Annotated in this window: 12 protein-coding genes; 9 read left to right on the top strand and 3 right to left on the bottom strand. The window is 71.5% G+C overall.

Annotated features, from left to right (window positions below; genetic code table 11):
* Positions 1 to 276: 276 nt before the first annotated feature.
* The 3 genes from EES41_RS41130 to EES41_RS41120 form a co-directional block, all read right to left on the bottom strand.
* A complete protein-coding gene (locus EES41_RS41130; RefSeq protein ID WP_123083604.1) occupies positions 277 to 498 on the bottom strand; it encodes a hypothetical protein in 222 nt (73 codons plus the stop codon).
* Between the two features lie 391 nt (positions 499 to 889).
* Positions 890 to 1,897, bottom strand: coding sequence for a hypothetical protein (locus tag EES41_RS41125; protein WP_123083603.1), 1,008 nt, complete (start codon positions 1,895 to 1,897; stop codon positions 890 to 892).
* A 258-nt stretch (positions 1,898 to 2,155) separates the two neighbouring features.
* The gene (locus EES41_RS41120) at positions 2,156 to 2,413 is read right to left on the bottom strand and encodes a hypothetical protein (protein WP_164496264.1); all 258 of its coding nucleotides are present in this window, start codon (positions 2,411 to 2,413) and stop codon (positions 2,156 to 2,158) included.
* Between the two features lie 150 nt (positions 2,414 to 2,563).
* Between EES41_RS41120 and EES41_RS44020 the strand changes: the two genes are divergently transcribed.
* The 9 genes from EES41_RS44020 (at position 2,564) to EES41_RS42030 (ending at position 9,421) form a co-directional block, all read left to right on the top strand.
* Complete coding sequence (locus tag EES41_RS44020) at positions 2,564 to 2,695, top strand: hypothetical protein (RefSeq protein ID WP_302186207.1); 132 nt, start codon at positions 2,564 to 2,566, stop codon at positions 2,693 to 2,695.
* On the top strand, positions 2,692 to 2,844 hold the full coding sequence (locus EES41_RS42055) for a hypothetical protein (RefSeq protein ID WP_164496263.1): 153 nt from the start codon (positions 2,692 to 2,694) through the stop codon (positions 2,842 to 2,844). Before EES41_RS44020 ends, EES41_RS42055 begins: the two co-directional genes overlap by 4 nt.
* A gap of 200 nt (positions 2,845 to 3,044) precedes the next feature.
* Entirely contained in the window at positions 3,045 to 3,197 is a 153-nt protein-coding gene (locus EES41_RS42050; RefSeq protein WP_164496262.1) for a hypothetical protein, read from the top strand.
* A complete protein-coding gene (locus EES41_RS42045) occupies positions 3,197 to 3,370 on the top strand; it encodes a hypothetical protein (RefSeq protein WP_164496261.1) in 174 nt (57 codons plus the stop codon). Before EES41_RS42050 ends, EES41_RS42045 begins: the two co-directional genes overlap by 1 nt.
* Positions 3,367 to 4,449, top strand: coding sequence for a hypothetical protein (locus EES41_RS42040; RefSeq protein ID WP_164496260.1), 1,083 nt, complete (start codon positions 3,367 to 3,369; stop codon positions 4,447 to 4,449). The genes EES41_RS42045 and EES41_RS42040 overlap by 4 nt, the downstream gene beginning before the upstream one ends.
* Before the next feature lie 95 nt (positions 4,450 to 4,544).
* Positions 4,545 to 4,967, top strand: a complete 423-nt coding sequence (locus tag EES41_RS41110) for a DUF3307 domain-containing protein (RefSeq protein ID WP_123083600.1) — start codon at positions 4,545 to 4,547, stop codon at positions 4,965 to 4,967.
* Positions 4,968 to 5,245: 278 nt separating this feature from the next.
* A complete protein-coding gene (locus tag EES41_RS42035; RefSeq protein WP_164496259.1) occupies positions 5,246 to 6,988 on the top strand; it encodes a hypothetical protein in 1,743 nt (580 codons plus the stop codon).
* 64 nt (positions 6,989 to 7,052) lie between these two features.
* Positions 7,053 to 9,239 carry an AAA family ATPase gene (locus tag EES41_RS41095; protein WP_123083597.1) on the top strand — a complete coding sequence of 729 codons (2,187 nt, stop codon included), beginning with the start codon at positions 7,053 to 7,055 and terminating at the stop codon, positions 9,237 to 9,239.
* 14 nt (positions 9,240 to 9,253) lie between these two features.
* Complete coding sequence (locus tag EES41_RS42030; RefSeq protein WP_164496258.1) at positions 9,254 to 9,421, top strand: hypothetical protein; 168 nt, start codon at positions 9,254 to 9,256, stop codon at positions 9,419 to 9,421.
* The last annotated feature ends 1,096 nt before the right edge of the window (positions 9,422 to 10,517 follow it).

The raw sequence follows: 10,517 nt of genomic DNA, 5'->3' as shown, positions 1-10,517 counted from the left end.
CCCCGGGAGGTGTCAGCGCTGGTCAGAGCGCTGTGCCCGAAATGCCGTGGCCAAGGGTCGGGAGCTACCCGCAACTTGGGTTCCCCTTTTCCCACAGGAGCTGGCCCTTTTGGGCGAGGGGGGGAACCCAAGTTGCGGGTACGGGCTGACCTGCGAAAACGTGCTTTTTCGTGCCCGCCATTTGAGAACGGTTTCCATTAGTGACGGCCTGTCAGGAGTCTCACGGGGCGAGACTCCTGACAGGCCGTGGGTCCCCCCCCCGGTTCGGTGTGCGTTTCAGGTGCGCTTGCGGAGGGTGGTCATGGATCGGCGCAGTTCGGCCTCGGTGGAGCCCTGGAGGCGTACCTCGCCGAACATCAGGAGGTAGTCGACCGCGATCCGGATCAGCGTGTTATCGGTGATGATCTCGCGCTTGTCCGCCCGGTTAGCTGCCACCTGGCGCCGGAGGGCTGCGAGCCCGTCGAGCTGGTCTTGGCGAAAGCGGACCTCCTTGCGCACCAGCGTGCTCCAGCGGGGCGCCTCCGGCTCTGTCAGCGGCTCTGACGCGGCGCTGGAGGGGTGGCTCGCCGCCTGGGCCGCAGGGGCCGCTGGAGCCTGCGCGGTGGGGTGCGGGACGGCTGGGGGGCCGGCCGCCGGGCGGACCCCCTCCCGGGCCTCCGGTACCGGCGCTACGGGCAACGGCCGCCCGGCCGCGCCCGGCTCAACGGGCGCTATCCGTGCCGCGACTCGGTCCGCCGTTCCGCGCCATCCGTCGCTCTGATTAGGCATTTTGTTCCTCAACTCTGGAAGTCTGGGAAGTACAGATTTACAGACTTACAGATTCGATGCATGGCGGAAGGCCCGTCAGACCGCGTGTCGGCGCGGTGGTCTGACGGGCCCTTGGGGACGTTCAGGCTGTGAGGGCGTGGCCCCGGGGGAGGGGGACGAAAGCACCGGCTCGGATATCGAGGCTTTCGGCGGGGGTGGCTCCCTCGCGGCAGCGGTCGCCGCCGCACAGCGGAGTCCGGCCTGGGAGTTCCCAGGCGGGGTTGTGGCAGAGGAGGCACTCGCCCTTCCTCGCCATGCCCTCGAACTGAACCTGGGCGGGAATGACGTAGGCGCCCTTGAGCCGAGGCTCGTTGTCGAGCACGCGCTTGAGGAACTCGCGGGGGTGCTGCGGGCGCCGGTCAGCGGTCGCGTTAAGGATGGCGGCCAGCGTGTGGGCTGGCCAACCCGCGGCGAGGTACCGAGCGATCTCGCGGGCGGAGAACTCCACCCCGGCCTTGCTGGACATCGCGTAGTCGAACCAGCGGACCCGGTGCAGCACTGCGCGAGCCAGTTCGGGGACGGAGGCGAGCGCGTCCCCTTCGAGCGGTGCGGCCTCGATGCCGGACAGGAGTGTGAACCGGTCCGCCTGCCGGAGGTGGTACGGCTTGTTGTCGTTGCCCACCACTTCGACGTAGGTGCGCCGGAAACTGATCAGGGGAATCGGCTGCTTCGGCGTTCGGCCCGCCAGCACCCTGCGGTGCCATTCGAGGGTGCGGGGTCGGAGGCCGGCCGCTTCGGCCCACTCGTCGTTGGCGAGCTGGCCGGTCCAGCCCATGCGGGCCGGGACCATCAGAGCCCTGACGGTTGTGGCGTGCAGGCCGGGCACGGTGGAGGCCCATGCCTCCGGTCCGGCCAGTGCGGGCAGGGGCCGGGGGGGGAGGAGGAGGGTGCGCCGGTTGGTGTCGAGCACGCCGCATGCCACGAGGTGGGCCAGGTGGCGTTGTGCGACCTTCGGGTGGAGGCCGACCGCCGCGCCGATCTCGCCATTGGTGGGCGGGTTGTCCGGGCGGTCCTGGGTACAGCGCTCCAGGTAGCGGGCGATCGCGGCGCAGGAGGCGCATTGCGCTGGCCGGATGCTGCGGTGGGACACGGGCTTGGTCCAACCTTTCGGCTGGCCGATGCCTGGTGGAAGGGGAGAGATTCCTCCCCTACACTCGGCACCGACGTCAGAGTCAAGGCGAAGGCCCTTCGGAGTAGGTGTTCCACCACCTGTGATCCCGAGGGGCTCTCGCCATTTTTTGTGTCCGCCGTGGCGGGTGGGGCTCAGGCTACGCCCGGTCAGACGCCCTGTTGTAACGGCGTGTTGCGCCGACAGTTGCGCCGTCAGAAGCCCACGACGCTCCGAGGGTCACGACTCCCCCTTCTTCTTGGCGGGGGCCTTGGCCCTGATTTCGATGCCCTCCGCCGCCAGCCACCCATAGAGGGTGTTCGGGCTGATGCCCGCGAGGCTTCGGATCCGGCTGCGGTTTGCGCCGGTCCGTACGGCGGCGAGCACCGCCTCCCGCAGGTCGCGGTCGAGTTGGGCGATGGTTTCTGCGCGGCGGAGGGAGGCCTCCGCCACCGCGCGCAGGGCTTCCGCCTGCGCTTCTTCCGGGATACCTGGCATGCGCCGAGCCTACCGAAAAATTATCCCCAAGGACAGATTCGGCGCGCTGGTTGTATCGAAGGATGGTTTGCCGTAGCGTTCTTCTTGTCAGGCCGAGCGGGACGAACTTCCGCAAAGCCGCCGGGCATTCCTATGTAGATAGGGGCAAATATGACCGAGCAGGAAACGTCCGCCGAGTTGATGGAGCGGCTGAGGCAGCAGGCGCTGGCGACGGAGGAGTCGTCTCGCAAGCTGGCGGAGGCCATCGCGGAGGCGGCTCGCCGGGACGGGGGAGTCCAGTGAGTCTGACTCCGGAGCAGGCGGCCGCCGTCGAGGCGGAGGCGCGGCGGATTGAACAGGCCGCCGCTGATCTGAGGGACGCGGAGCGTCGGCAGGGTGAGGCACAGGCCGACGCGCTCATCGCGCAGTGGAACCACGCACAGGGTCGCTGACCCGTTGCCCGATCCGCCCGTCTCGTACGGGCGGTGAGGGGAGCTGTCAGCTCCCGTCTCGACCACAACTGAATGCGGCCCCCGGCCGGTGCTACCAACACCGGGCCGGGGGCCTGAGACGAACACCTGAACCTGAAGAGACCAGGGAGGTGCGGTCCTATGACGGATCGTATCGAGCGTGTGCGGGCGGGTGGTGCGCGGTGACGTACTCCCACGATGAGGCGGCGGCTCGGATCGCTGCCGCGAACGCGGCTGCTGCTGCGGCTGAGGCGGCCAGCGAGGCTGCGGCGCGGATCCGTGAGCAGATCGCGGCGCAGCAGGCTGCTGCGGCGCAGCAGTCGGGCGGTGCCTGATGGACGAGCGCGACGGATGGACGCGGGCGCAGCGGGCGGCCGAGTCGGCGATGTGGATCGAGGCATCGGTGCGGGCCGCCGAGGCTCGGGAGCAGGAGCAGCGCGACCGCGCGGCGGAGCAGCGGGCGGCGGAGCGCGGTTTCACGGTCGGCCGGATCGAGGGCGCGCTGTGAGCGCGGCGCGGCGGATGGTGGCGGTGACGATGGCGGGCCGGACGCACGAGGTGCCGGTGGAGTCGCCTCGGGTGCCGACCGACTGGCGCCGGCGGGGTCTGGCGGTGGCGCTGGCGGTGACGGGCGCGCTGACGGTGGCCTGCGTGGTGTGGTCGACGGTCTCGATTGCCCACCTGCTGGGCGGTGGTGAGGCCGCGTACGCCGGGGCCTCGGTGTTCGACGCGGCGTGGCTGGTGGTGGTGCTGCTGGAGGTCTACCACCGCTACGACCGGGCGCGGCGTGCGGCGGCGCAGCGGGTCGGCTGGGCGCTGCTGGTGGTGTCGATGGCGGCGCTGATCGCGTACGGGATCCGCCTGGGGGACTGGGGGGTGGCGGTCGGTGGACCGGCCGTCTCCCTGGTCGCCAAGACTCTGTGGGTGGCGGTGCTGTCCGCCACGCAGCGGGATCTGTCGCCGGTCGCGGCCGGGTGGGTCGCGGCGGAGCGGGACCGGGCGTACGCCGAGCTGGCGGTCGCCGGGGTGGATCTGGAAGTCACCCGGACCCGGGCGGCGGTGGCGCAGCAGCGGGCGGCGATGGAGGCCGTCTACGGGCCGCTGGCGGTGGCGGGGTCCGGTGAGGCCCCGCTCGTCATCGAGCGCCAGGAGCAGCCGGAGCACGCCCGGGTGCCCGATCACGGGGCGCGGCTGCTGGAGCGTGCGGCCGAGGATCAGGCGCGTGCCAGCGCGAGCATGGACGCCGCGTACAACGCGGGACTGCCCGCCCGGGAGGTGCTGGCGCGGGCCGCACGGCTCCGTCAGGAGCGGCCGGAGGCTCCGGAACCTGAGGCATCCGCGCAGGTCAGCGGGCCGGAACCGGCCGGGACGTTCCGGACGGGCTCGGGGGAGTCTCCGGAGGAGCGGGTGCCGGAGCAGCGTCCGGCGAACCTGCGGAGCGCGGTGTACACGCTGTACGCGCTCGGGGTTGAGGACGCGGACGAGATCACGGCGCGTCTGTCCGCGATGCTCGGGGCGGTCTCCCGCGCGAGCGTGGACCGGTACCTGCGCGAGGCGCGGGCGGCGGCGTCCGCGAAGGGCCCGTAGGCCGGGCTCGACGGATTGGATTCTGGGCGGCCCCGGCCGGGGCCGCCCGCTTACTCCGGGGCCACGGGCCCCGGGCTACCCGAACGGGAGAGGCCGTGTTCGCCACGCTGTTCATCGCGCTGTACCTCGCGCATCTCGCTGCGGATTATCCCTGCCAGACCGACGCACAGGCCCGGTGCAAGGCCGGGTGGACCGACGACCACGGTCGTCGTCATCACGGGTGGGGGGCGGCCGTTGCGCACGCGGCCACGCATGTCCTGCTGTGCGGGGCTGCCCTGGTCGCGGTCGCCCTGGTCGTGGATGAGGTCGTGCTGTACCTCTGGCCGACCGTGGCCGCGCTGGCCGTCATTGGCCTGACCCACGGGTGGATTGACCGGCGGTGGCCGGTCCAGGCCTGGATGCGGCTGGCCCGCCAGACCAAGTGGGCGGCGCACGGCGGCGCGGCCCACGTGGACCAGACCGCGCACGTTCTGGTGCTCGGGGTGGTCGCCCTCGCCCTTGCGGCGATCGGCCAGTGACCCGGCGCCCCCGTCGGCGCCCACGCCGGTACCGGCTGCGGCTGGACGACGTTCCCACACGGCCGGTGGAGCCGGTGCCGGGGCAGCTCCCTCTGTGGGAGGCTCCGGGCCCCACCAGCCAGGACGTCAACTCGGGGCGCGGAATCCACTGTTCAGCTGTCCGACCCCGGATCTAGTCTCACGGGGAGTGATCTCCCCGTGACGGACCCGGCGGGATGTGCCCCCGCCGGGTCCTCCTCCCACACATGACGCGCAGTCACCCAGGAGGTACGCACAGCATGACGACTCCAGAGACAGTGGCGAAACCCCCGTCTCAGCCTCCCGAGGCCGAGGCGGCGCCGGTGACGGATGCGGCCCCGGCCGGTATGGCCGGGGCCGAGGCCTCGGTGCCGGAGCAGCGGACCGCGCCGCAGGAGCCCGCGCCGGTCACCACGCCGGGAGGGATTCCTGGCGTCCCGGCCTTGACGATCGGCGCGTCCAGCGCCCTGACGGCCGTCTCGACGGCCGGTCTCGCGGGCGGCCCGCTGGGGGCCGTGCTCACGGCCGGCGGACTGGCCGCGACCGCTGCGGCGGTGGCGGTGGCGCGCTCCTCGCGCATCGGGAGCACGACGGCCAGGAGCACGGCCAAGCCCACGGCGGGGGCGACGTCGTCCCGCGCCGCGCAGGGCGCGGGCGGGTACCGCCCGGCCGGGCGGATGCTGGGCGGGCAGCGCTCCGGTGGCGGCCGCGCGGCCGGTGCCGGTGGCGCCCTGCGCAAGGGCGCCGGGGCGTTACGGGCGGCCGGTGTTGGGGGTCGGGCCGGGCAGATCCGTGCGGCCCGCGCTGCGGCGGCCGCCGCGCCGACCGGTCGCCGGGAGCGGCGCGAGGCGCTGACGGCGGACCGGCGCCGGGTGGCGGACACGCGTCGGGCGGCCCGTGCCGCGTCGGCCGGCGCGAGCACGGCACGACGGGGACAGACGGCGCCCGGCGGGGCCACACGGCGCGCCTCGGCCCCTATGGCCAAGGGAGCCCAGAGGCCCGCCCAGAGGCCCGCCCAGAGGCCCGCTGGTGGGGCCACGGGACGTGGTGGGCGCCTGATGCGGGCGGCCGGTCGGATGGCTGCCCGCGCGGGCGGATCGGCGCTCCGCACGGGCAAGTCCGTGGCCGGGCGCCTGCCGGGCAGCGCCAAGACGGGCGGGAAGGGCACCGCGGCTTCCGCCCAGGGCCGGTCTCGTGCTGCTCGCAGGGCGGCCCGGGACGCCAAACGCGCCCAGAGGGTGGCGCAGCGGCGGGCCCGCATCGCACAGAAGAGCCGCGTGCGGACCCGGCAGGCGGCTCTGCGCCGCGCGGCAGCTCGGTTCCACGCCCGGCGCGTGGGCGCCGTGCTGGCCGCCGTGCCGCTCGGGTTGCTGTCGCTGCTGATGTGGCCGATTGCCCGGCTGTTGAGGATTCCCGCCCCGCAGTGGGGGCGGCGGGTCTACCGCTACCTGATCGGCGCGGCCACGCAGGCACGGGCCCACGCAGTCGTGCAGGCCCACAAGGAGCACCAGGACGCGGAGGCGGCCGCCGCCCAGCTGGACCGCGAGCAGCTGCCCGAGCCCGACCGGGCCGCGCCGACCGGCGCGCCCGCCACCATCCCCACCACCAAGGAGACAGCTGCCATGACCAACCCCAACAGCTTCGACTTCCGGCAGGCCGCCGAGGAGATGCTCCGGCAGGCGCAGACCGCCGAGCCGGGCGGCATGATGCACGTCCTCGCGAGCTTCGAGTCGCTGCCCGAGACGCTCGGCCTGATCGCCGAGACGTTCGCGGTCGTCGCCTCCCGCTGCTCCGAGGAGATGCCGCTCGACTCCTCCGTCGGGGACGCGCTCCAGGAGGTCAACAAGGCGCTGCTCGGCGCCGTTGAGGGCGCCTCCGAGGTGGCCCGAGTGTTCACCGCCGTGCACGAGCCGGACATCCGCCGCCACGTGGACCCGCGCCCGGGCGAGGAGGCGTGGGACACCACCGCCAACTCCGACCACACCGCGCAGAGCCAGGGCTGACCGGACCGCTGTGCCCGGGGCCGCTGTGGCGGCCCCGGGCCCGTTCCTGAAAGGAGAGCAGCAGATGAGTAGCAACTCGCGCCGTACGGCTCCGCCACAGGCGCACATGGCGATCGACTGGGTGGCCGGGCACGGCTCGGTGTCGGCGCCGGTGGCGATGGCGACCACGGCGGCCGCCGTCGCGTCGGCCGGCGCGTGGACCGGGATGCCGTCCGGCTGGCCCCTGGCCATCGGCGTCGTCGGCGCGGCCGCGCACGGCGTCGGCGTGGGTGTCCGCCGGCGTCTGTCCCGGCCGAGTCTGGCGGTGCGCGCCTCGGCGTGGCTGGCCGCCTCCGGCTGGTCCTGCGCCGTCATCGCCACCGACCCCACCACGTGGAGTTCCACCGGCTGGTGGACCGCTCTGGGGACGCTGGTGGCGATCAGTCTGGGCGCGGGCGCGGGCCTGTACCAGGCGGACGTACACGAGGAGGCGGTAGACGAGGAGCGGCGGGCCATGCAGGCCGCCATGGCCGAGGCAGAGATCCGGCGCCACGACTGGGCTGTCGTGGACCACTGGGTGGGGCTCATCAGGGCGGTGGCGCAGGTCGACGCGGCGCCGGTCGGGTACGCGCCCCGCCCCGACGGGTCCGGGTTCGGACTGGAGATCACCCTCCCCGTCGGCTACCCCTCCGCCCGACTCCAGGCCTACGGCACCTCGCTGGCCGAGGCCGCCCGCCTCCCCGTCGGCTGCGTGGTCGCGATCAGCGCAGCCCGCCGTCAGGGGCACGTGATCCTCGACGTCGACACCGTGGACCCCGCCACCCGCACCACCGAGTTCCCCGACGTCTGGACCCCCCTCACCATCAACGGCGCCCTGCCGTGGGGCACCGACCGTGTCGGGCAGGAGCTTGCGGTCTACCTGCGGGAGGCGTGCGCCCTGATCCTCGGCCCGCCCGGAACCGGCAAGACCACACTCCTCGACGCGATCATGGCCGCATTCCTGCGCACAACGGACACGCTCGTGTTCGGAATTGACGTTGGCAAATCTGGTGACGCGTTCGCCGCCTGGGTGACCCCTTGGGCCGAGGGACAGGGCCTCCTCGCACCCCGCCCCGGCACCCTCCGACTGCCCAAAACCACCAGGTCAGGCGTCGACTGGGTGGCCTCCACCCTGGCCGAGGCAGACCTCATGCTGGACGCCCTCATCAATATCGGAGAGCGCCGACTCACCGAATACCGGGGCCTGATGAGGGACCACGACACGAAACTCTTGCCCATTTCAGCGACACTCCCGATGATTTTCTGCGTCATCGACGAGGGCGCCGAGATGCTCGCCTACCAGGGCATCGATCCGCTGCGCAGCCGTGTGAAAGACAAAATCGTCAAAGTCATGCGCACCTTGCGCGCCATGGGCATTCGCCTAATCCTCACGGCGACTGACGGAAACCTTTCCAGCCTCGGAGACAGCTCCGTGCGGAAATACTCGCCGGTTCGTGTGGCGCTCACCGCGACCGACCCCGAAGGGGCCGGAACGGCAAAGCTGTTCGGGACGGTCCGGGGGCTGGACGCGCGCCAATTGCGGGCGAAAGGCAGCGGCGTTATCGGCGCCTCCACAGACCCGGGATTCGCCCCGCAGGCATTTCGCACGTGGGTGACCGCGCCGTCTCTCGCACGCACCGCCGTGCTGGCCACCCAGGAGTGGCGGCCGGTCCTGGACGCGCCCTCGGCCGAGGCCGCCGGGGACGCTTACCGCGACCGCTGGGCGCCCGCCAAGCTCACGTGGCTCACCGGGGAGGAGCCGGGAGACGTCTCACCTCCTGGTGCTCCTGCTCCCAGCCCGGTACAAGGCGCTGACCAGGGCGATTTCCGCTCGCGGCTCCGGATCCGTGGCGAGCAGCAGACCACCGCGGTTCCCCAGCCGGGCACGCCGGCCGAATCCGCCGACGACGCGACCATCAGCGAGTTCCTGACCGCCCTCGGGAAGCTCCCGGAGGCGCCGGAGCCGCCCGCGATCCGGGGACTCCAGCTCAACATCAGGGGCGCACAGGCGCCCGCGCCCGAGCCTGACCAGGACTGGAAGAGCGCCGCGCACCGCGCCGTGCTGGAAGCCGGGGCGTGGGTGGGGACCTCCGCCGTGCTCGCCGTCCTGGAAGGGCGCGGGATCACCGTCAACCGCTCCACCCTCGCCACCGAGCTGAGCGCGATGGCCCGGCGCGGAGAAATCGCCAAGCGCGGCGCCGGGCCGCAGACCGAGTACGGCGCCCCCGAATGACGGAGGAAGAGAACATGGCCAGGGACATCTCGTACGAGCGTGACGCGCTGGTGGAAGTGGCGCAGGCACTCAAGGACGGCGACCGCGAGCGGGCACACCAGGTGCTGCGCCGCCTCGCTGCCGAGGGGGATCCGGCCGTGGTCGCCGAGATCGCGAGGCTGACCGACCCTCACGCCCAGTAGCTGTTGTCGTTGTTGTTGTCGGGCCCCTCCCCACCAAAACCCGCCCCGGCGGGTCGGGGAGGGGCCTTTGACGTGCGATGACAAGGACGACAACAACGACAACAACAACAAGACGACCGCCCCGCCGCGACCGTGGGTGACCAGACCTCTCCTCCGGCTATCGCGGAGAAAGAGGTGTCGGCGGCCGGGAGGGGCTTGCCCACGGGCCCTCATCAGGGGCGATGCTCAAGATCATAAAAGTGGGGGTCCCACCCCCGGTCACACCTCCGGTGCAACCCCTAGTCCCCCTCTACATGCAACCGTCCAGCCCCCCTCCGGTGCAACCCCGAACCGGGCAAATCGGCCCTGCTCGGCGCCCCTTGGACGTGCTGGGCAAGCCTCCGTGGGCAAGCCTCGGCCGAGGCTTGCCCAGACACCTGACGCTGACGCTGACGCCGAGCCGCGCACCGCCTACCGCCGAGGCCGGAGCACCATCCCTGACGTCAGCCCGGCATCGAATTCAAGAAAGCCAACAGCGGCCCTCAGAAGGACGTTTGACGACCCATTGGGCGAACCCCTAGGGTCCTCACCAACAGGCCGTTAGGCGGCCACATAGAGAGAATCGAGGAGCCGTGTTCGAAGGAAACTACTCCTGCCACAAGTACACCTGCGACAACGCCCCAGACGACTACGAGCACGCCACTTACTGCGACTACTCCGACGAATACAAGGATGGAGAAAATCTCTACGGAGCGCCTCCCGCGCCCGTGATTCCGTAAGGGGAACCAGGGCAAGTTCCCCTTACGTATTCCTCTCAACCATAAAGAGAATAGAGCGAATTGAAGGGTATTTAGATAACTCTCGCGCACGGCGCAGAAATTGAATGCCAGAATTCACTCTTGCATCGCACGGAATATGGCGACAGAAGGAAATGCAAGAGGGCACTTGAAAAGAATTGACGGAGTAACTAACCGTCAGGTAGGCTCAGTTCAGCAACACAGAGTAAGCAACTGGACAGACGAGGCGAGCCCCCTCCACCCTTGCTAGCCGCCCGCGAAGCGGGCTAGGCCGAGGACGCAGCGGATCGGCCTTCCGGCCGTGAAACGGCCGTTCAGAG

Origin of the sequence: Streptomyces sp. ADI95-16, assembly GCF_003721495.1 — a bacterium.
In the GTDB taxonomy this organism is placed as follows: domain Bacteria; phylum Actinomycetota; class Actinomycetes; order Streptomycetales; family Streptomycetaceae; genus Streptomyces; species Streptomyces goshikiensis.
This window is presented reverse-complemented; position numbering and strand designations above follow the sequence as displayed.

Coding starts and splice junctions, on each gene's coding strand:
- EES41_RS41120 (WP_164496264.1), bottom strand. CDS start 2,413: ATGCCAGGTATCCCGGAAGAAGCGCAGGCGGAAGCCCTGCGCGCGGTG.
- EES41_RS44020 (WP_302186207.1), top strand. CDS start 2,564: ATGACCGAGCAGGAAACGTCCGCCGAGTTGATGGAGCGGCTGAGGCAG.
- EES41_RS42045 (WP_164496261.1), top strand. CDS start 3,197: ATGGACGAGCGCGACGGATGGACGCGGGCGCAGCGGGCGGCCGAGTCG.
- EES41_RS42035 (WP_164496259.1), top strand. CDS start 5,246: ATGACGACTCCAGAGACAGTGGCGAAACCCCCGTCTCAGCCTCCCGAG.
- EES41_RS41095 (WP_123083597.1), top strand. CDS start 7,053: ATGAGTAGCAACTCGCGCCGTACGGCTCCGCCACAGGCGCACATGGCG.
- EES41_RS42030 (WP_164496258.1), top strand. CDS start 9,254: ATGGCCAGGGACATCTCGTACGAGCGTGACGCGCTGGTGGAAGTGGCG.